Here is a 20630-nt window from a genome sequence, read left to right on the forward strand (position 1 = left end):
AGAACGAGAACACGCATGACGATGACCCCCGAACAGGCGGCCTGGTTCCAGGGAACCTTCGCGCGACTTGTCGACAACGTCGACCAGGCCCTCATGGGCAAGCGCGATGTCGTGGCGCTGGTGCTCTCGGCGATGCTCGCCGAAGGCCACGTGCTGCTGGAGGATGCCCCGGGCACGGGCAAGACGAGCCTCGCCAAGGCGCTCGCGGCCACCGTGCAGGGCACGTCGAGCCGCATCCAGTTCACGCCCGACCTGCTTCCGTCGGACGTGACGGGTGTCACGATCTACGACCAGACATCGCACCGCTTCGAGTTCCACCGCGGCCCGGTGTTCGCCTCGATCGTCCTCGCGGACGAGATCAACCGCGCGTCGCCGAAGACCCAGTCGGCGCTGCTCGAGGTCATGGAGGAGTCGCGGATCACCGTCGACGGCGTCACGCACGACGTCGGTCGTCCGTTCCTCGTGATCGCGACGCAGAACCCGATCGAGCAGGCGGGCACCTACAAGCTGCCCGAGGCGCAGCTCGACCGCTTCCTCGTCAAGACGTCGATCGGCTACCCCGACCTCGCGGTGGCCGAGCGGATCCTCGCGGGCGCGGCCGACCGCAACCCGTCGGCGCACCTGCCCGCGATCATCACGACCGGTGCCGTCGCCGACATGGCCGACCTCGCCGGCACCGTGCACGTCGACCCGGCTGTGCTGCGCTACACCGCGCAGCTCGCCGAGGCCACGCGCAACGACCCGGCCACGCGCGTGGGCGTCTCGGTGCGTGGTTCGCTCGCGATGATCCGCGTCGCCAAGGTCTACGCCGCCGCACAGGGCCGCCACTTCGTGCTGCCCGACGACGTCAAGGCGCTCGTGGCGCCGGTGTGGACCCACCGCCTCGTGCTCGACCCCGAAGCGGAGTTCGCCGGCACCTCGGCCGAGACCGTCATCGGGCGCGTCCTCGAGTCGGTCGCCGCACCGCAGGCGAGGTCCGCGGCCTGATGACGACGGAAGCACTCGGGCAGCCGGCGGCCACGGAGGACCGCCGCGCCTGGTACGGGCAGCTGGTGCTCGGCGCGCTGCGGCGCGTCGGCGCGGTGCTCGGCCGCGCGTTCGGGGTCGTGCGCCCCGTCGCCTGGGTGCTCATCGCCGGTGCGCTCACCTTGTGGATCGCCGGCCGGTCGCTCGGCTGGTGGGAGCTCACCGTTGCGGCGATCTCGATCACCGTCGTGCTGGCGCTGTGCCTGCTGTTCCTCATCGGCCGCACGGCCTACGACGTGTCGCTCGACCTCAACCGCACGCGCGTCGTGGTGGGGGAGCGGGCCGTCGGTGCGCTGACCCTCGCCAACACCGGCTCGCGCGCGATCCTCCCCTCGCGCGTGCTGCTGCCGGTCGGAGGCGGCCGCGGCGTCTTCGACGTGAACCGGCTGGCCGCCGGCGAGTCCGCCGAAGAGCTCTTCGCCATCCCGACGTCGCGACGCGCGGTCGTCAAGGTCGGCCCGGTGAGCGTCGTGCGCGGCGATCCGCTCGGCCTCTTCGAGCGCGTGCACCGCCGCGACGAGCCGGTCGACCTGTTCGTGCACCCGCGCACGGTGCTGTTCGACGGGCAGTCGCTCGGGTTCCTGCGCGACCTCGAGGGCCTTCCCGCCACCGACCTGTCGCCCGACGACGTCTCGTTCCACGCACTGCGCGAGTACCAGCCCGGCGACGACCTCCGCCACGTGCACTGGAAGTCGACCGCGCGCACCGGCCACATGATGGTGCGCCAGTACGAGGAGACCCGCCGATCGCACTTCGTGATCGGCCTGTCGACGAGCCCCGGCGACTACCGCGACGACGACGAGTTCGAGCTCGCGATCTCGGCGGCGGGCTCCCTGGGCCTGCGCGCCTTGCGCGACTCGCAGCGCGTCGAGGTGCGGGTGCAGGAGCGCGCGCTGCCGGCCGGCACGGGCAAGCAGTTCCTCGACTCGCTCTCGGCGCTCGGGCATTCGAAGGCGAAGGCGGGCTCCGTCGTCGAGCTCGCCGGCGTCGTCGCCGCGACTCTGCCCCTCGCGAGCGTGGTCGTGCTGGTGTGCGGCAGCAAGGTCGACTCCAACGATCTGCGCACCGCGTGCAGTCGCCTGCCGTTCGGCGCGCGCGTGCTCGCCGTGGTCGCGTCGCCGGGCGACTCCGCGCCGTCGCTGCGCAGAATCGGCGACGCGGATGTCGTGACCCTCGGTGCGCTCGACCAGCTCCCGAACGCCCTCCGGAAGGTGCTCGCATGAGCGCGTCCGTCACGCCGCTTTCCACGCGGGCCGAGGCTTCGACGCCGCCTCGGGCGGCGGCATCCGGTCCCCGCGCGTCGCGCGCCGACGCGCTCCCGGCCCGGCGCTGGATCCTCGACCTCGGCGCTGTCGCGCTGCTGCTGCTCATCCCGATCGTCGGGTTCGCGCCGACGTTCGACGGCGCGAGCTATCTCGTCGCCGCGCTCGGCGGACTCGTGCTCGGCATGGGGCTGGGCGTGCTCGGACGGCTGTTCCGCTGGGGCATCCTGCTGCTGACGGCAGCTGCGATCGCCGTCTACTTCCTCTTCGGCGGGGCGCTCGCGCTGCCGCACACGACGGTCGCGGGCGTCATCCCCACCCTCGAGACGCTGGGGCAGCTCGCGCTCGGCGTGGTCATGTCGTGGAAGCAGCTGCTCACCACCATCGCTCCGGTGGCGACCGACGACGGTCACCTGATCGTGCCGTTCATCCTCTCGCTCGTCGCGGCGGTGCTGACGACGTCCCTCGCCCTGCGGCTGCGCAGCGCCGGCTGGGCGCTGATCCCTGCGGCCGCGTTCCTCGCCATCGAGATCGCGCTCGGCACGTCCGAGCCGTTCGTGCCCGTCGTGCAGGGCGTCGCGTTCGGGCTCGTGGCCGTGGTGTGGCTGGCGCTGCGCCAGGCGTGGCAGCCGCAGGCGGCCGCGATCTCGGTCGGCGAGGGAGCGGCGAAGTCGGGCGCCGGTCTGCGGCGCGTGCTGATGGGCGCCGCCGTCGTCGCGATCGCCGCCGTCGTCGGCGTCGCCACCAGCGGGTTCGCGGCGCCGTCGTCGCCGCGGTACGTGCTGCGCGACGTCGTGATCCCGCCGTTCGACATCCGCGAGTTCGCCAGCCCGCTGCAGTCGTTCCGCGCGTACGTGCGCGACCACCCCGAGGACCCGCTCTTCACCGTCAGCGGCCTGCCCGAGGGCGCCCGCATGCGTCTGGCCACGATGGACGCGTACAACGGCACCGTGTACAACGTGTCGGACGACGGAAGCGGTTCGTCGAGCGCGTTCACACCGGCGCGCACCAACATGTCCGCCGGCGCCGAGGGCACGCCCGCGACGGTGCACGTCGAGATCGGGGAGCTCGAGGGCGTGTGGATGCCGGATGCCGGCGCCGTCCGCAGCGTCACGTTCGACGGCGACCGCGCCGACGACCTCCGTCGCACCGCGCACTACAACGAGGCGACCGAGACCGGCGTGGTCACGGTCGGGCTCGAGAAGGGCGACGAGTACACGCTCGACGCGGTGATCCCGGAGGTGCCGAGCGACGAGGCGCTCGCCGACCAGAGGTTCGCACCGCTGAAGATGCCGAAGCAGACCGGCGTGCCCGAGGCGCTGGCCGACATCGCGTCGAAGACCGTCGCCGAGGCCGAGACGCCCGTGGAACAGGTGCGCGCGCTGCAGCAGATGCTGTCGGAGGGCGGCTACTTCAGTCACGGTCTCGCCGGCCAGCCGCTGTCGCGCGCCGGCCACGGCGCCGAGCGCATCGCGACGCTGCTCGGCTCCGAGCAGATGGTGGGTGACGACGAGCAGTACGCGACGGCGATGGCCCTGCTCGCGGGCCAGGTCGGCATTCCGGCGCGCGTCGTGATGGGGTTCTACCCTGACGAGGATGCCGCCGGAGAGCCCGTGTACGCCGCGACCGGAGAGACCCTCCACGCGTGGGTCGAGGTCGCCTTCGACGGCGCCGGATGGGTGCCGTTCGACCCGACGCCTCCCGAGGACCAGGTCCCCAGCGACCAGACGACCAAGCCCAAGGCCGATCCCAAGCCGCAGGTGCTGCAGCCGCCGCCCCCGCCGGCGGAGCCCGTCGACCTGCCTCCGACGGTCGCCGACGACCGGGGCTCGGAGGACGAGAACGCGTTCGACGCGGGCCTGCTGTGGACGATCGTGTCGATCGGCGCAGGCCTGCTGGGCCTTCTCGCCGTGCTGCTCGCGCCCTTCATCGTGATCGGCGCCCTGAAGGCCACGCGCCGCCGCAAGCGGCGCGATGCCGAGCGCGCCGCCGACCGCATCAGCGGCGGGTGGGACGAGCTCGTGGATCGCGCCTCGGACTTCGGGGCGCCCGTGCGCCCCGGAGCGACGCGCCAGGAGGACGCCGGCGTGCTCACCGCGGCGTTCGCCGAGCCGCGGGTCGCGACCCTGGCATCCCGCGCCGACCTCGAGGTGTTCGGTCCCACCGAGCCGTCGCCCGATGACATCGCGGCGTTCTGGACACAGGTCGACGAGATCGTCGGCGGCATGGGGAAGGGCCGCTCGGTGTGGCAGCGTCTCGGCGCGAGGCTCAGCATCCGTACACTCCTCGAGGGCACGCGATTCGCGCTGCCTGCGCGCCCGGCGCGCGCACCGCGGACGCGGACGCCGGACGCCGTCGCTGCCCCGCAGCCCGACGCATCGGACGCCGACGCGGCCCAGACCTCGACCCGGCGCTCGCGCCGCGGCAGCAAGACCCGGAGCGCACCCGAGCGCTCCACCCACCCCGCACAGGAGAACGAATGACCGCGAGCCCGCCAGGCGCCGCCCCCGCGGCGACCATCGGACGCCGAGTGGGGGCGTTCGCGATCGACATCGGCGTCGCCTGGGTGATCGGCGCCGTGCTGGTCGGCATCGTCGTCGGCATCATCTTCGGCGTGGGCCCCGCCTGGGACCGCGACGGCCTGGCGGTCATGATCCTGCTCAGCTACGCCGGGATCGGCCTCCTGCTGTTCGCCTGGTGGCTCGTCTACTCGGCGATGCAGGGCAGCGGCGGCGGGTCCATCGGGCAGCGGATCCTCGGACTGCGCCTGCACGACGCCGCTTCGGCCGCCCCGATCGGCTTCTGGCGCGCGATCCTGCGCAACATCGTGTTCAGCCTCGCCGCGTCGATCGTTGTCGGCTACTTCACGCCCCTCTTCGACGCGAGCGGCCGCCGGCAGGGCTGGCACGACATGGCATCGCGTGCCCTCGTGGTCGATATCCGGAAACGGGATGCTGCGCCCCCTGCGCCCGCGGCGACGGCCACGGCGAACCCGTACCTGCCTCCGCCGACGGGGGCCGCATCGCTGGCGCCGGCGCCCTCCCTGCAGCCTGCGGGCCCGTTGCCCGCACCGGGGTTCATGCCGGCTCACGCAGCCCCGGCCTCGACGCGCCCGGCCGCTCCTGTATCGACCGGAGTGATCGCCGACGTCCCGTGGATCACGCACGAACCCGGGCCCACGCGGGCGGCCGGGTCCTTCCCCAGCGTCACCATGCCCTTCCCCGCCGCGACCACGACCGAGCCGCTCGGCGCCACCGCGACCGCCTCCACCGTCGTCCCCGCCTCCGCGGAGGAGGACGTCGAGTCCACGCGCATCGTGGTGCCGCCGCCGGCGCAGCGGGCCGCGCTCTACGACGGCGCGCCCGTGCTCGCGGTGCTGACGTGGGATGACGGCACGCGCATGGCCGTGTACGGGCGCACCCTCTACGGCCGCAACCCCGCGAGCGGGGACGGCGCGGTCGCGATCCCGGTGCGCGACGAGACGCTGTCGCTGTCGAAGACGCACTTCGAGGTCGGCGGCGACACCGCCGGCGCCTGGATCGCCGACCGGCACTCGACCAACGGCACCACGCTCGTCCGCGACGGCGGGCGGATCCCGCTCACTCCGGGCGTCCGCACGAACCTGCGCGACGGCGACACGCTCGAGTTCGGCGACCGGCGCGTGACGGTGGGGCTCGAGCGATGACCGGATCACCTCCGCCGATCGCGGTCGCGTTCGGGGCGTCGACGGACGCGGGCCTGCGCCGCCGCATCAACGAGGACTCGCATCTCGCGGTGTCGCCGCTGTTCCTCGTGGCCGACGGCATGGGCGGTCACAACGCCGGCGAGATCGCGAGCGCGACGGTGATCCACGAGTTCTCGGGCCTCTCCGGACGCGAGAGCCTGACTATCGACGACGTGCAGGCCGCGGTCGTCGCCGCGCGCCGCCGCGTCGCGGCGCTGCCGGCCGGCGCCGGTGCGGGTGCCGGCACGACGCTCGCGGGCGTGGTCATCGCCGACGTCGACGGTGAGGGTTACTGGCTCGCGATCAACCTGGGCGACTCGCGCACCTACCGCCTGAGCGAGGGCCATTTCGAGCAGGTGAGCGTCGACCACTCGGTCGTGCAGGAGCTCGTCGACAGCGGGCAGCTCGCCGCCGACGCCGCTCAGCGCGACTCCCGCCGCAACGTGATCACGCGCGCGATCGGGGCGGGCAGCGACGCCGAGCCCGACTACTGGCTCATCCCGGCCGAGGACGGCGACCGCATCCTGGTGTGCTCCGACGGACTCTCGGGCGAGCTCGAGCAGGACGCGATCCACGGCATCCTCCTGGCCGAGGCCGACCCGCAGGCGGCGGCGACGCGGCTGGTGCACGAGGCGATGGTGCGCGGCGGCCGCGACAACATCACCGCGATCGTCGTGGACGCCCTCGCGGTTCGCACGCGCACGAGCCGCACGTGCGAGCGCGACACGGTGCCGGCGAACGCCGCCGGCACCACCGACGCCGACATCGACGGCGACACGCTGCCCCGCGCGGTGTTCGCGGGAGGATTCTGATGCCCACGATCTACGCTCCGGGAACGACGCCGGTCGCCGTCACCCCACGCGGATTCGCCGTGCTCGAGCCCGGCGCCTCGGCGTCGCTGCTCGCCCGCATCCGGTCGGTGCTCGCCGACGGCCGCGGCTTCGGCGGCGTCATCGAGGCGCTCACCGGTGCCTACGGCGCGTCGCTGACCGCGATCCCCGCGTTCGCGGTGGCCCTCGCTGACGGCGACGGGATCCGCGTCGCCGTGCGCGGCGACTTCGCGTTCGACGTCGATGCCGCGGCGTCGGAGCGCGTATCGGGCGCCGGCGTCACGACGTGGACCGAGCGCGTGATCCCGGGCGCGGTGCGCGTCGCGCTCACGACGCCGGGGTCCGACACGCCGGCCGAGTTCGAGATCGCCGACGGCATCGTGCTGGCGAGCAGGATCGAATGGGATGCTGCGCCGGCGGGTGCGACGTCGGCCGCCGGTGACGCCCCGGTCGAGCCCGCACCCGGTCCGCGTCGGCGCGACGTCGCGGTGCCCGCGGCGTCGGAGCCGGCTCCCTCAGCCGATGCGCCGGCAGCCGCAGAAGCGCCGGCGAGTCCGGTGGCGCCCGCGGCAGCCTCTTCGTCGGGCGAGCCGCCGGTTCGCGGTCCGTGGTCCTCGCGCGTCGCCGTGCCCGACGTGCCGTCCTCGACCCCCGCCGCCGAGCTCATCGACTCGACGGCCGTGCCGTCGGTCGTCGACGCCGAGACCCTGCTTCCCCTCGACTCGGCCCTCATCCCTCCCGCCGCTGCGGACACCGTTGTGCCGTCGCCCGCCGCGCCGGTCGCCGCCGAGGATTTCGCCTCGACCACGGGCTACGACCACCTCTGGGGCGCCACGGTGATCCGCTCGGTCGAAGACGCCGCCGTCCGCCCCGAGGGCGACGACGAAGACGGCGCTCCCACAGCCCCGCCCGCCGGCGACCACGACGGGGCCACGATCTCGCTGGCCCAGGCCCGCGCCCTGCGTGAGGCGGCGGGCGGAGCCGGAGTTCCCATCGATTCGACCCCCGCGCCGCTCGCGCCGCCGCGGCCGCCCGCCCCCGGACGCATCCGGGTGTCGACGGGGCAGGTGCTGCTGCTCGATCGCACCGTCGTGATCGGCCGGCGCCCGCGCTCGACGCGCGTGAGCGGCACCGACCTGCCGCACCTGGTGGCCGTCGACAGTCCGCAGCAGGACATCTCGCGCAGCCACGTCGAGCTGCGGGTCGAGGGCGAGAGCATCGTCGCGACAGACCTGCGCACCACGAACGGCACGACGCTGCTGCGCCAGGGCGCCGAACCGGTGCGGCTGCATCCGGGGGAGGGGGCGGTCGTGATCCCGGGCGATGTGCTGGACCTGGGCGACGGCATCACCGTCGCGATCGAGGGGCTGTCGTGAGCGCCAAGCGCGCGCCCATGGCGCCGCCGGATCTTCCCGGCTTCACCTACGTCGACCTGCTCGGATCGGGCGGCTTCGCCGACGTGTTCCTGTACGAGCAGCAGCTGCCGAAGCGCCGCGTCGCGGTGAAGGTGCTGCTCACGGACCGCATGTCGAGCGGCTCGGTCGAGGAGTTCACCGCCGAGGCGAACGTCATGGCGATGCTGTCGACGCACCCGGCGATCGTCACGATCTACCAGGCGGGTGTCGCCAAGGACGGCCGCCCCTACCTCGTGATGGAGTACTGCCCGCGGCCGAACCTGCAGGTGCGGTACCGGCGCGAGCCCTTCTCGATCGCGGAGTCGCTGCGCGTCGGCGTTCAGGTGGCCGCCGCCGTCGAGACGGCTCACCGCGCGGGCGTGCTGCACCGCGACATCAAGCCCGCGAACATCCTCGTCACCGAGTACAACCGCCCGGCGCTCACCGACTTCGGCATCGCCTCGACCACGAACGCGGCCGCCGAGTCGGCGGGCCTGTCGATCCCGTGGTCGCCGCCGGAGTCGTTCGCCGACGTGCCCCGCAGCGAGCCGCGCTCCGACGTGTACGCGCTGGGCGCGACCGTCTACACGCTCCTGGCCGGACGCTCGCCGTTCGAGCTGCCCGGTCAGCGCAACGGCGCGGCCGAGCTCATCCACCGCATCGAGACGCTGCCGCTTCCCACTCTCGGTCGCGCCGACGTCCCCGTGTCGCTGCAGCGCGTGCTCGAGCGCGCGATGGCGAAGGCACCCGCCGACCGCTACGAGAGCGCGCTCGCCTTCGCGCGTGCGCTGCAGACCGTGCAGATCGAGCTGTCGCACTCGGTCACACCGATCGACATCCTCGACGACCAGCTCCCGGACGACATCGAGGAGGACGAGGACGACGGCCTCACCCGCGTCCGCGGCGTCGTCAGCATCAACCCCGAGACGACTCCCGCCGCGGGCATGACCCGCCCCTCCGCCACGACCGCGCCGAGCCAGGCTTACGCGCCGCGGTTCGACGCGGCGCCCGTCGAGACCGAGACCGTCGCCCGCCGGGTGCCCGCGGCCCCGCCGTCGGCGTACGAGCAGACGGTCCGGCGCGATCAGGTCGGCCTGCCGGTGTCGCTCGACGAGACGATCGTCCGCGCTCCCGCCTTCGAGGCGGCACCTCCGCAGGAGGAGAACACGGATGCTGCGCCGCGTCGCCGCCGTACCGGTCTGTGGATCGGGCTCGGCGCCGCCGCGCTCGTGATCGTCGCGGTCATCGTCGGGGTGTCGCTGCCGGGCATCCTGTCTGGCACGGCGCAGGAGCAGCCGAGGCCGACGGAGTCCTCGAAGCCGCAGGATCCGCTCTCGACCGTCGTCCCGGCCGTCGCAGACGTCGTCGGCGCACCGGTCGAGGGCGGCGTGAGGTTCACGTGGACGAACCCGGATCCCCAGGAAGGCGACTTCTACATCATCGAGGCCGTCTCGCTGACCGACGGCACGGGCGAGACCGAGCCGGTCGAGGCGCCCGAGATCACCGTGCCGGCCGCGACGACGGGGCAGACCTGTGTGGACGTCACGCTGGTGCGGGCCAACGGTCAGCAGCAGCCCGATCCCACCCGGGGGTGCACGCCGTGACCACCGCAGAGGCCGACGCGCTCACCGTTGAGTTCGCGGGCGAGGAGTTCTCCGTCGAGCCCGGCGCCGTCTTCACGGTGGGGCGCGAGGGCGACCTCGCGATCGACGACAACCTGTTCCTGCACCGGAACTTCCTCACGATCCAGAACGTCGAGGGGCTCTGGCTGCTCTCCAACGTGGGCTCGCGGCTGTCGGCGACGGTCACCGACTCCGGCGGGCGCGTGCAGGCCTGGCTCGCCCCCGGCGCACGGCTGCCGCTCGTCTTCGCCTCGACATCCGTCATCTTCAGCGCCGGCCCGACGACGTACGAGCTCACGATCCACGCGGCCGAGCCGACGTTCCGCGACACGCAGCCGCCCGCCGACGACGACGGCCTCTCGACGATCGGCGACGTGCCGCTGACGCACAGCCAGCGCGTCATGATCCTGGCGCTCGCCGAGCCCGTGCTGCGGCGCGAGGGCACCGGCATGAGCGAGCTGCCGACGTCGGCGCAGGCCGCCGAGCGGCTCGGGTGGACGCTCACGCGCTTCAACCGCAAGCTCGACAACGTCTGCGACAAGCTCGATCGTGTCGGCGTGCCCGGCATGCGCGGCGGGGTGCGCTCGTACGCGACGAACCGCCGTGTGCGACTCGTCGAGCACGCGATCGCGGCGCGCCTCGTCACCCGTGACGACCTCCCCCTCCTGGACGTCGAGCACGAGGGCTCCCTCCGCGGTGAGAGCGACCTGGGAGAGGACGACGCGTGAAGCTCAAGTTCACGCTCCACCGGTCCGGAACGCCGGTGGATCTCGAGGTCACGGCCGACGGCACCTCGACCGTGGGCGACCTGGCGCGCACACTCGTTCTCGCCGATCCGACCGCCGAGATCGCCGACCCGGGGGCCGTGACCCTCGCGGCGGCCGAGTCGGCGGGACCGCGCATCGTCGACCCCGAGCGCGCCGTCGCCGAATCCGGCATCCGCTCGGGGCAGACCGTGCAGGTCGTCGCCGCGCCCGCGTACGTCGGTGACGACGCGCCCGCCGCGGTTCTCCGCATCCGCAGCGGACCGCGTGCCGGCAGCGAGCTGCCGCTGCGCGCCGGATCGAACGTCGTCGGCCGCGACCGGGGCGCCGACATCGTCATCGACGACGCCCTCGTGTCCAAGCGCCACGCGCGCATCAACGTCGACGCGGGCATCGAGATCATCGACCTCGGCTCGGCCAACGGCCTCGTGATGGGCGGCGAGCAGATCGCCCGCACCACGCTCTCGCCCGACGACGTCGTGCTGCTGGGGTCGACGGAGGTGTCGGTCGTGCCGCTCACGCGCCCCGGCAGCGTGCACTCGGCGGCATCCACCGTCGAGATCGTGCGCTCGCCGCGCGTCGTGCCGCGCTACGAGAAGCCCGACTTCCCGGCGCCCAAACCGCCCCGGCCGCAGGCCGCTCAGCGGCTTCCGATCATCGCGCTCATCGCGCCGCTGTTCATGGGTGCGATCCTCTTCTGGTTCACCCAGTCGATCCTCGCCGTCGTCTTCATCGCGCTGAGCCCGCTCATCATGATCGCGGCGTTCGTCGACAACAAGCTCGCCGCACGGGCCGAGCACAAGAAGGCGGTGGCGCGCTTCGACGCCGGAATGGAGCAGTTCGACGCGCTCCTGCAGCGCGAGCAGATCGAAGAGCGCGCGGTGCGCTCGGCCGAGGTGCCGGCGCTGGCCGATGCGCTCGCGTCGCTGTCGTCGTGGGGCGACCTGACGTGGACCCATCGCCCGGAGCACCCGGCATTCCTCACGGCCCGCCTCGGCACGGGCACCCTGCCTTCTCGCGCGGTCATCGAGCTCGGCTCGATCGAAGACACCGAGCCCGAGTTCACCGAGCGCCTGTTGGCCGTGCGCGAGCGCTTCGCGACCATCGACGACGTGCCCGTCGTGGCCGACCTCCGCGAGGCGGGCAACGTCGGCATCGCGGGCTCGCGCGGACAGGCGGATGCCGCGGCGCGCGCCTTCGCGATGCAGCTGGTGGCGACCCACTCTCCTGCCGAGCTCATCGTCACGGCATTCACGTCACCCGCGTCGCGTCCGGCCTGGTCATGGCTCGAATGGCTGCCGCACACGAGCTCGCCCCACACTCCGCTGGACGGCGCGCACCTCGCCGCGAACCCGGGGACCGCAGCATCCCTTCTCTCCCGTCTCGAGGGTCTCGTCGACGAGCGCGTCGGCGACAAGGACATGCACAAGGGCCGCGGGCCCATCGAGTCGGGAAAGCCGGCAGACGCCGCGCCGTCGCGCGTGCCCGCGGTGCTCGTGATCGTCGAGGACGACGCCACTGTCGATCGCGCGCGCCTGACGCGCCTCGCCGAGCGCGGCCCCGACGTCGCGGTGCACCTCCTCTGGGTCGCGCCGACGGCGCTCGCCCTCCCCGCCGCGTGCCGGACGTTCCTCGTGGTCGACGGTGCCGCCGAGGGCACGGCGGCCGGGATCGTCCGCCGGGGCCTTTCGAGCACCCCGGTGCGCGTCGAACTGCTCGACGACGGCTCGGCGACGGCGTGGGCGCGCGTGCTGTCGCCGACGGTCGACGCCGGAACCCCCGTCGACGACGAGTCCGACCTCCCGCGCTCGGTGTCGTTCATCGACCTCGCCGCCGCCGACATCGGCGGCGATGCCGCGGTGATCGTCGACCGCTGGCGCGAGAGCGATTCGATCACCCCGCGCGACGGCCGGCCGCCGCAGCGCCGCAAGAAGGAGGGGAACCTCCGCGCGCTGGTCGGACACGGCGGTGCCGGGGCCTTCCACCTCGACCTCCGCACGCAGGGTCCCCACGCGCTCGTCGGCGGCACCACGGGAGCCGGCAAGTCCGAGTTCCTGCAGTCCTGGGTGCTCGGCATGGCGGCGGCGCACAGCCCCGACCGCGTGACGTTCCTGTTCGTCGACTACAAGGGCGGCTCGGCCTTCGCGGACTGCGTCGACCTGCCGCACACCGTCGGCCTCGTCACCGACCTGTCGCCGCACCTCGTGCGCCGCGCGCTCACGTCGCTGCGCGCGGAGCTGCGGTACCGCGAGCACCTGCTCAACCGCAAGAAGGCCAAGGACCTCGTCTCGCTCGAGCGCACCGGCGACCCCGAGACGCCGCCGAGCCTCATCATCGTGGTCGACGAGTTCGCCGCGCTCGTGAGCGAAGTGCCGGAGTTCGTCGACGGCGTCGTGGACGTCGCGCAGCGCGGCCGGTCGCTCGGTCTGCATCTGATCCTCGCGACGCAGCGGCCCGCCGGCGTCATCAAGGACAACCTGCGCGCCAACACCAACCTCCGCGTCGCCCTGCGCATGGCCGACACCGAGGACTCCACCGACATCCTCGGCACGCCGATGGCCGCGCACTTCGATCCGTCGATCCCCGGCCGCGGCGCCGCGAAGACCGGACCGGGGCGCGTCGCGTCGTTCCAGACCGGCTACGTCGGCGGCTGGACGACGGGCGAGAAGCCGCGCCCGCAGATCGGCATCCACGAGCTGGACTTCGGCGTCGGCGCCCGCTGGGAGGTGCCGGCCGAAGAGGTCAGGGCGGTCGCCGATCCCGGTCCGACCGACATCGCCCGGATCGTCCGCACGGTCAGGTCCGCGGCATCCGCGCTCGCCATTCCCGCCCCGCGGAGACCGTGGCTCGACGAGCTCGCGACCGCCTACGACCTGGCACGCCTTCCCAGCCCCCGCACGGACGAACGGATGCTGCTGGGCGTGGTCGACGACCCGCACACGCAGTCGCAGCCGACGACGTTCTACGAGCCCGACCGCGACGGCAACGTCGCGATCTTCGGCACCGGCGGCTCCGGCAAGAGCACGGCGCTGCGCACCATCGCGGTGTCGGCGGCCATCACACCTCGCGGCGGCCCCGTGCACGTCTACGGCCTCGACTTCGGCGCCGGCGGCCTGCGCATGCTCGAGGGTCTGCCGCACGTCGGTGCGGTCGTGGACGGCGACGACGACGAGCGCGTCACCCGCCTGCTCCGGATGCTGCGCGACATCGTCGACGAGCGCTCGACGCGCTACGGCGACCTACGGGCGGGCACGATCGGCGAGTACCGGCGCCTCGCCGGCCGTCCCGACGAGCCGCGCATCGTGGTGCTGATCGACGGGCTCGGCGCGTTCCGCGAGCGGTACGAGTTCGCATCGGGGAGCTCCGGCTGGTTCGCGGTGTTCTCGCAGATCGCCGTCGACGGCCGCCAGGTCGGCGTGCACTTCGTGATGACCGGCGACCGCCCGAACTCGATCCCGACCTCGATCTCGTCGACGGTGCAGAAGCGATTCGTGCTGCGCCTGGCCACCGAGGACGACTACCTGCTGCTCGGCGTCCCGAAGGACGTGCTGACCGCGGCCTCGCCCCCTGGCCGCGGCATGCTCGACGGCGACGAGATCCAGTTCGCCGTGCTCGGCGGCAGCTCGAACATGGCGGTGCAGGCGCGTGAGCTCGAGCGCCTCGCCGACGCGATGCGGCGCCAAGGCGTCGCCGACGCCCCCGCCGTCGGCCGTCTGCCGGAGCGCGCGGACCTGGCGAAGCTGCCGCCGCGCACCCCGCGCGGCGACCTGGTGATCGGACTCGCCGACGAGGACCTCGGACCGGCCGGCATCGACGCGCGCGGGGCGTTCCAGCTCGCGGGCCCTCCCGGCAGCGGCCGCACCACGACCCTCGAGACGATCGGGCGCGCGCTGCGCCGCGCCGATCCGCAGCGGCCCGTCGTGCACCTGTCGGCCCGGCGCACCGCGCTGCGGCTGGCGACCGAGCCGGGGTACGCGGCACAGGACCCGCCAGCCGTCGCCGCGCTCGCCGCGACGCTCGCCGACGAGATCGAGTCGGGGGCGCTCGCGAACCCCGCGATCCTGGTCGAGCACCTCACCGAGTTCTCCGGCGGCGAGGCCGAGTCGCCGCTGGACCGGCTGATCCGTGCCGCCGTGCGCGCCGACGGGTTCGTGGTCGGCGAGGCGGAGTCGTCGACGTGGAGCCAGGCGTGGCTCCTCGGCCAGCCGTTCAAGGCCGCCAGGCAGGGACTGCTGCTCGCCCCCAGCGACGTGGACGGCGACTCCCTCTTCGGGCTGTCGCTCGGCCGCGTCAAGCGCGCCGACTTCCCGCCAGGACGCGGCTTCACGATCCATCAGGGGCGCGCACGGCGCCTGCAGGTGGCCGTCTCGGACGGCGTCTGGTGACGGTGCAAGGCCGATGGGGATATGTCCCCATCGACGGTGTGGAAGCGGCGCCGATAGCGTCGTGGACATGAGAGGGAATCGCCTCTCGAAGGACTTCCCGGAACGACTCGGGGCCTGAACCGGAACCACTCGCCCGCTCGCCGGGCAACCAACGAAGGAGAACACCATGGCCGTTTGGGGTCTTGACGTCCAGCAGGTCCGCGAGCTCTCGACGCAGCTCAACAGCAAGGCCGGCGACATCCAGTCGATCCTGTCGCAGCTCACCTCGAAGCTGAACTCGACGCAGTGGACGGGCCCGGACGCCGAGCAGTTCCGCAACGCCTGGAACGGCGAGCACACCGCGTCGCTCAAGAAGGTCATCGCCGCGCTGCAGGAGGCCGGCCAGAAGGCTTCGGCGAACGCCTCGGCTCAGGAGAGCACCTCGTCGTCGCTCTGATCGACGCGTTGCAGGGGCGGTCCTCGGGACCGCCCCTGCACGCGTAGGTCGGGCCTGATCCGCCGGAAGGTGCGAAATGGGTGTCTACGGGGCAGACGTCGCGCAGCTGCGCGACGCGGCATCCGAGTTCGAGCGCGCCGCGCAGTCGCTCGAGTCGATCACGACGCTGCTGAGCGGCGAGCTCTCGAGGGCGCCGTGGCACGGCGCGGACGCGACGACGTTCCGCTCCGACTGGGACACGGACCATTCGCGCCGGCTGACCGATGCTGCGACCCGCCTCCGTGACGCGTCGCGGGCCCTGCGCACCAACGCCGACGACCAGGAGGTCACGAGCTCCGTCTCCGGCGGCCCCGGTGGCTCCGCAGGCCCGGGTGGACCCGGGACGAGCGTGCCCGGACCGACCACCGGCGGCGGGGGCACGACCACACCGCCGGGATCGTCCACGGACGAGGACTCGCCCAACTTCGCCGGCTGGGAGAACGGCGTCGTCGAGGCGGGCGACGGCGAGGTCGCGTGGCGCTATGGTCTGAACGCCCGCGGCGAGGCCGAGGCCGAGGTGCTCGGCGGCACGGCGAAGGCGGACGGCGAGATCGGCGCCGGCGTCAAGGCCAACGCGTCGGGCGACTACAGCTTCGGCGAATCGGACGAGACGCAGCGCAACGATGCGAACGACCGCAGCAAGCACCTGGGCGACGACGTCACGCAGAACAACGTGGGCATCGGCGTGGGCGGGGAGGCCTCCGTGAAAGCCGGCGCCTACGCCGAGGGATCGGCCGAGTACGGCAACGACCTCGGCCACGTCGGCGTCGAAGGCGAGGCGCTCGCCGGCGCCCGCGCCGACATCGGCGGCGGACTCACCCTCGGGCCCGAGGGGGCGCAGGCCGGCGTCAGTGCCGGCGCGTTCGCCGGTGCCGAGGCGAAGGGCTCCGTCGAGGCCGAGATGCTCGGGGTCGGCGGCGAGCTCGAGGCGGGCGTGCGCGCCGGCATCGGGGCGGAAGCCGCCGTCAACGCGCAGTTCGGCGTCGACAAGGTGGATCTCGAACTCGAGCTCGGCCTCGCGCTGGGTGTGGGATTCTCGGTGAAGCCGTCGATCTCCTTCAGCCCGAAGGACATGGCCGACGGCATCATGAGCCTGTTCTGACCACGCCCGCCCTACGACGACCCATACGGACCTGACACACCGAGAGGACCTCATGTCCCAGGCATCCTTCCCCAGCGACGCCTTCCCCGCCTTCCCGGCGGTGACCCTCGACGCGCCCGACGGCTGGGAGCCGCGGGCGTTCGCGGGCACGGTGCTCGCGCTCATCGACGACCGCGGCCCCGAGGCGTTCTCGCCCAACGTGGTCGTCGGGTTGACGCGCGCCGAAGCCGGACACACGCTCGAGGCGGCGGCCGCCGCAGTCGAGGAATACGTCGCGCAGCTTCCCGACGTCGCGCCGGTCGACTCCGCGCGCGTCGAGTTGTCCGGCCGGACGTGGGCCGTGTCGGAGTTCGCCTATGCGACGGCCGCCGTCGGCACCGTCGTGCAGGTGGTCGCGGTGACCGTGGTCGAGCACGGTCCAGTCACGGACGTGGTGCGGGTCACGGGCACGGCCACCCCGGCCGACTACGAGACGTCGCTGCCTGCGATCCGCCAGATCGTCGCAGGCGCCCGCATCGGCTGACCGGCGAGGCGCGTCAGCGCCCGGCGTCGTACAGGTGGCGCCCACCGTGGCTGACGACCTTCACCACCACACCGCGGCGGTGCAGCTCCGCGACGGTGCGGGTCTCCTCGTCGATGTCGCGCCCGAGCGCGTGCACGTTCGCGACCACGAGCACGTCGCCGCGCACGAGCGTGCCGTACAGGCGGACGAGCCGCTCCTCCCACGACTCCAGCGTCTCCGGTGCGGGGTGGCGGAAGCCTTCGATCGGCACGCCGAAGCGCGTGAGGTCATTGCGCTGCTCGACGACGGACGGCATGTCGTCGCGTGCGATCACGAGCCCGACGAGACGTGAGCCGGCGGGCTGGGCGAGCCACCAGTTGCGGTTCTGCTGCAGCTCGGTGAAGCACTTGGGGCACTCGGCCGCCTGGTGCGGCAGATGCAGCGGCGCGGTGTCGGACGCGACCGGCCCCGGAGTCGGCGCCGCGTGCGTGTGCGCGGCATCCGGCGTCTTCGTCGTCTCGCTCATGTGAGGCCCCCTCGCTCTCGACCATTGTCCCCCACACCGCCGTGACCTGGCGACGCGGTACCCTCCGGAGGCAAGTGCTGCACTTTCCGGCACCTGCTGCGTCGCGCGACGCAACAGGCGCCAGGAACTGCAGCGGTCGCGGAAGGCCCGTGCTCAGTCCTCTTCGTCGTCGAGGCGCAGCTCGAGGCTGAGCTGGTCGGCGTCGAGCTCGGCCAGTGCGTGGCGCAGGGCGGGCGTGCTGTAGTCGCCGCCCGATGACAGCTCGTTCAGGCGCACGCGCATCGCTTCGATCATGGCGAGCCGGAGCTCCAGCAGGTCGCGGGTCGGGAGCCCGTCGGCGTCGTCGGGCGGATCGACCATGCGGCTGCCGATCCGTTCGACGAGCTCCTCGTCGAACGCCGATCCGTCGCGGCGGCGGAGCGCGGGGCTCGACAGCGCGCCGACCGCGGCATCGCGCAGCTCGTCATCGAGCGCCGACTGCTCGGCGCGGTCGAGGCTGTCGTCGCCCGGTCGTTCGAGCCGCAGCGCCTTGACCACCCACGGCAGCGTGAAGCCCTGCAGCATGAGGCTGCCCACGGCGACCGCGAACGCGATGAACACCAGCAGCGCACGGTCGTCGGTGACATCGCTCGAGATCGTCTGAGCGGCCGCGAGCGTCACGACGCCGCGCATGCCGGCCCACACGATGATCGCGCCGTGCTTCCAGCCGAGCGGCGACGCCTGGTAGTAATCGAGGTCGCTGAGCGCTCGCGAGACGCGAGACCGCATCGACGAGAGGCGCCGCTGGGCGCGCGGGTCGTCGAACGAGGCCTCGCCGCGACGGCCGCGATATCGCGGATCCGGCACGACCGAGCCGTCGGCGATCTGGTCGAGCCGCGTGTTCATCGCCTCGAGGCGCGTGCGCTGCCGCCCGCGGGCGCGGCGGCTCTGCAGCCACACCAGCAGCGAGACGTACCCGGCGCGCGCCGCGATGATGATCGTCAGCGCGCCGAGCGCGATCCCGAGTCCGGTGCCGATGCCGTTGTGCTGCTCGACGTTCTGCTCGACGATGTCGCTGAGTTCCAGGCCCATGATGAGGAAGACGGCGCCCTCGAGCACGAGCTCGATCGTGTGCCAGTTGTGCTCATCCGATCGTCGCTGCTCGGGCGTGAACCACCGGGCCGCACCCTGGCCGGTCACGATGCCCGCGACGACCGCGGCGACGAGGCCGGATCCGCCGAGCTCCTCGGTGGGGATGTACGCGATGAAGGGCACCACGAAGCCGATCGCGGTGTTCGCTGCGGAGTTCTTGATGAGCGACCGCAGGCGCAGGTTGAGCCACCCGACGATCGCGCCGACCACGACCGCGACGACGACGCCCCACGCGAACGCCGGGATGAACCCGAACCCGATGCGGGTGTCGCCGGTGACGCTGGTCGCGAGTCCGACCGACGCGATCATGGTCCGCAGCAGCACCAGCGCCGTCGCGTCGTTGAGCAGGCTCTCGCCCTCGAGCATCGTCACCACGCGCCGCGACACACCCAGGCGCTTGACGATCGAGGTGGCCACAGCATCCGTGGGACTGAGGATCGCCCCGAGCGCGACAGCGACGGCCGGATGGATGCCGGGGATCACGGCCATGAAGAAGAACCCGAGCAGCACGGAGCTCAGGATGACGAGCAGGAACGACAGGCCGGCGATGGGCCCGAAGTCACGGCGGAACTCGATCGCGGGGAGCGAGACGGCCGCCGAGTAGAGCAGTGGGGGCAGCACGCCGACGAGGATGAACTCGGGGTTGATCTCGGGGATCTCGAGGAACGGCAGCAGGCTCACCGCGCCGCCCACGAGCACGAGGATCAGCGGTCCCGCGATCCCGAGCTTGGGCGCGACCGCCGTCGCGAGGGCGATCACCACGATCGCGATGATGACGACGATCAGGGCTTCCACGACTCAGAGCCTATTGCCGCCCGTTCCGGCCTCCGGCGAACCGCCGATCGCGTCAGAGCACGCCGAGCGCCCGGACCGCGTCGCGCTCCGCGACGAGTTCGTCGACGGATGCCGCGACCCGGGCGCGCGCGCGGGCGTCGAGGTCGAGTCCCTCGACGACTTCGTACCCGCCGCCGTGCGATCCGACGCCGCGCGAAGTCACAGGGAACGAGCACACGAGCCCCTCGGGCACCCCGTACTCGCCGCGCGAGACGACCGCGGCCGAGGTCATGCCGCGGCGGGTGCCGTGCTGCTCGTCGCGGACGTGGTCGATCGCGGCGTTGGCCGCGGACGCGACCGACGACGAGCCGCGCACCTCGATGATCTCGGCCCCGCGCTTGGCCACCCGCGGGATGAAGACGTCGTCGAGCCATGCCGCGGCCGCGGCCTCGCCGCCGAGGCGCTCGGCCAGAGCCTCGAGCACCGACCTCGCGTCGGGCAGGATCGCGTGCGCGACGTCGGGGAACTGGGTCGCGGAGTGGTTGCCCCAGATCACGACGTCTGCGATGTCGCCGGCGGCGACATCGAGGGCCTCGGCCAGCTGGCCAACGGCGCGGTTGTGGTCGAGGCGCGTGAGGGCGGTGAAGCGCTCGGACGGGATGTCGGGCGAAGCGGATGCTGCCGCGATGAGCGCATTCGTGTTCGCGGGGTTGCCCACCACGACGACACGCACGCTGTCGTCGGCCACCGCGCCGATCGCGTTGCCCTGCGGCCCGAAGATGCCGGCGTTCGCGGCGAGCAGGTCGCCACGCTCCATGCCGGCGGTGCGCGGCCGCGCGCCCACGAGCATCGCGATGCGGGTGCCGTTGAAGGCCGTGAGCGGGTCGTCGGTGACGTCGACGTCGGTCAGGAGCGGAAACGCGCAGTCCTGCAGCTCGAGCGCCGCGCCCTCGGCCGCGCGCATGCCCTGGGGGATCTCGAGCAGGCGCAGCCGAACCGGACGATCCGGGCCGAGCATGTCGCCCGCAGCGATGCGGAACATCAGGGCGTAGCCGATCTGGCCTCCGCCGCCGGTGATGGTCACGGTCGTAGGTTCGCTCGCCATGCCCCGAG

At 72.9% G+C, this 20630-nt stretch carries 15 protein-coding genes; 12 read left to right on the forward strand and 3 right to left on the reverse strand.

Features of this window, described 5'->3' with window-relative positions:
* The first annotated feature begins 15 nt into the window (after window positions 1-15).
* The 12 genes from J2Y46_RS19945 (at window position 16) to J2Y46_RS20000 (ending at window position 17107) form a co-directional block, all read left to right on the forward strand.
* A complete protein-coding gene (locus J2Y46_RS19945; RefSeq protein ID WP_045297651.1) occupies window positions 16-987 on the forward strand; it encodes a MoxR family ATPase in 972 nt (323 codons plus the stop codon).
* Entirely contained in the window at window positions 987-2249 is a 1263-nt protein-coding gene (locus tag J2Y46_RS19950) for a DUF58 domain-containing protein (RefSeq protein ID WP_045297649.1), read from the forward strand. The genes J2Y46_RS19945 and J2Y46_RS19950 overlap by 1 nt, the downstream gene beginning before the upstream one ends.
* Window positions 2246-4771: a transglutaminaseTgpA domain-containing protein gene (locus tag J2Y46_RS19955; RefSeq protein WP_310244851.1), complete on the forward strand. Its 2526-nt coding sequence runs from the start codon at window positions 2246-2248 to the stop codon at window positions 4769-4771. The genes J2Y46_RS19950 and J2Y46_RS19955 overlap by 4 nt, the downstream gene beginning before the upstream one ends.
* On the forward strand, window positions 4768-5973 hold the full coding sequence (locus tag J2Y46_RS19960) for an RDD family protein (protein WP_310244853.1): 1206 nt from the start codon (window positions 4768-4770) through the stop codon (window positions 5971-5973). Before J2Y46_RS19955 ends, J2Y46_RS19960 begins: the two co-directional genes overlap by 4 nt.
* A complete protein-coding gene (locus J2Y46_RS19965) occupies window positions 5970-6824 on the forward strand; it encodes a PP2C family serine/threonine-protein phosphatase (protein ID WP_045297646.1) in 855 nt (284 codons plus the stop codon). The genes J2Y46_RS19960 and J2Y46_RS19965 overlap by 4 nt, the downstream gene beginning before the upstream one ends.
* Window positions 6824-8218 carry an FHA domain-containing protein gene (locus J2Y46_RS19970; RefSeq protein ID WP_310244856.1) on the forward strand — a complete coding sequence of 465 codons (1395 nt, stop codon included), beginning with the start codon at window positions 6824-6826 and terminating at the stop codon, window positions 8216-8218. Before J2Y46_RS19965 ends, J2Y46_RS19970 begins: the two co-directional genes overlap by 1 nt.
* The gene (locus tag J2Y46_RS19975; RefSeq protein ID WP_310244858.1) at window positions 8215-9840 is read left to right on the forward strand and encodes a serine/threonine-protein kinase; all 1626 of its coding nucleotides are present in this window, start codon (window positions 8215-8217) and stop codon (window positions 9838-9840) included. Before J2Y46_RS19970 ends, J2Y46_RS19975 begins: the two co-directional genes overlap by 4 nt.
* Window positions 9837-10586 (forward strand): hypothetical protein, encoded by a 750-nt coding sequence (locus J2Y46_RS19980; protein WP_310244861.1) that lies wholly within the window; start codon window positions 9837-9839, stop codon window positions 10584-10586. Before J2Y46_RS19975 ends, J2Y46_RS19980 begins: the two co-directional genes overlap by 4 nt.
* Complete coding sequence (locus tag J2Y46_RS19985; protein ID WP_310244863.1) at window positions 10583-15007, forward strand: FtsK/SpoIIIE domain-containing protein; 4425 nt, start codon at window positions 10583-10585, stop codon at window positions 15005-15007. Before J2Y46_RS19980 ends, J2Y46_RS19985 begins: the two co-directional genes overlap by 4 nt.
* A 166-nt stretch (window positions 15008-15173) precedes the next feature.
* A complete protein-coding gene (locus J2Y46_RS19990; RefSeq protein WP_045297640.1) occupies window positions 15174-15443 on the forward strand; it encodes a WXG100 family type VII secretion target in 270 nt (89 codons plus the stop codon).
* Between the two features lie 76 nt (window positions 15444-15519).
* On the forward strand, window positions 15520-16584 hold the full coding sequence (locus tag J2Y46_RS19995) for a WXG100 family type VII secretion target (RefSeq protein WP_052676721.1): 1065 nt from the start codon (window positions 15520-15522) through the stop codon (window positions 16582-16584).
* A 52-nt stretch (window positions 16585-16636) separates the two neighbouring features.
* Window positions 16637-17107 carry a hypothetical protein gene (locus J2Y46_RS20000; protein WP_045297638.1) on the forward strand — a complete coding sequence of 157 codons (471 nt, stop codon included), beginning with the start codon at window positions 16637-16639 and terminating at the stop codon, window positions 17105-17107.
* A gap of 13 nt (window positions 17108-17120) precedes the next feature.
* On the opposite strand, the gene J2Y46_RS20005 is transcribed toward J2Y46_RS20000, so the two are convergent.
* The 3 genes from J2Y46_RS20005 to J2Y46_RS20015 form a co-directional block, all read right to left on the reverse strand.
* The gene (locus J2Y46_RS20005) at window positions 17121-17612 is read right to left on the reverse strand and encodes a recombinase family protein (protein WP_310244867.1); all 492 of its coding nucleotides are present in this window, start codon (window positions 17610-17612) and stop codon (window positions 17121-17123) included.
* Window positions 17613-17765: 153 nt separating this feature from the next.
* Window positions 17766-19538, reverse strand: coding sequence for a sodium:proton antiporter (locus tag J2Y46_RS20010; RefSeq protein WP_045297636.1), 1773 nt, complete (start codon window positions 19536-19538; stop codon window positions 17766-17768).
* 52 nt (window positions 19539-19590) lie between these two features.
* On the reverse strand, window positions 19591-20622 hold the full coding sequence (locus J2Y46_RS20015; RefSeq protein ID WP_310244869.1) for a malate dehydrogenase: 1032 nt from the start codon (window positions 20620-20622) through the stop codon (window positions 19591-19593).
* Window positions 20623-20630 lie beyond the last annotated feature (8 nt).

Source organism: Microbacterium sp. BE35 (assembly GCF_031457705.1).
Lineage (GTDB): Bacteria > Actinomycetota > Actinomycetes > Actinomycetales > Microbacteriaceae > Microbacterium > Microbacterium trichothecenolyticum.

Excerpts from the sequence above, each read along its gene's own strand:
- J2Y46_RS20015 (WP_310244869.1), bottom strand. The coding sequence starts at position 20,622 with ATGGCGAGCGAACCTACGACCGTGACCATCACCGGCGGCGGAGGCCAG.
- J2Y46_RS19950 (WP_045297649.1), top strand. The coding sequence starts at position 987 with ATGACGACGGAAGCACTCGGGCAGCCGGCGGCCACGGAGGACCGCCGC.
- J2Y46_RS20005 (WP_310244867.1), bottom strand. The coding sequence starts at position 17,612 with ATGAGCGAGACGACGAAGACGCCGGATGCCGCGCACACGCACGCGGCG.
- J2Y46_RS19955 (WP_310244851.1), top strand. The coding sequence starts at position 2,246 with ATGAGCGCGTCCGTCACGCCGCTTTCCACGCGGGCCGAGGCTTCGACG.
- J2Y46_RS19965 (WP_045297646.1), top strand. The coding sequence starts at position 5,970 with ATGACCGGATCACCTCCGCCGATCGCGGTCGCGTTCGGGGCGTCGACG.
- J2Y46_RS19990 (WP_045297640.1), top strand. The coding sequence starts at position 15,174 with ATGGCCGTTTGGGGTCTTGACGTCCAGCAGGTCCGCGAGCTCTCGACG.
- J2Y46_RS19970 (WP_310244856.1), top strand. The coding sequence starts at position 6,824 with ATGCCCACGATCTACGCTCCGGGAACGACGCCGGTCGCCGTCACCCCA.
- J2Y46_RS20000 (WP_045297638.1), top strand. The coding sequence starts at position 16,637 with ATGTCCCAGGCATCCTTCCCCAGCGACGCCTTCCCCGCCTTCCCGGCG.
- J2Y46_RS19960 (WP_310244853.1), top strand. The coding sequence starts at position 4,768 with ATGACCGCGAGCCCGCCAGGCGCCGCCCCCGCGGCGACCATCGGACGC.
- J2Y46_RS19945 (WP_045297651.1), top strand. The coding sequence starts at position 16 with ATGACGATGACCCCCGAACAGGCGGCCTGGTTCCAGGGAACCTTCGCG.
- J2Y46_RS19995 (WP_052676721.1), top strand. The coding sequence starts at position 15,520 with ATGGGTGTCTACGGGGCAGACGTCGCGCAGCTGCGCGACGCGGCATCC.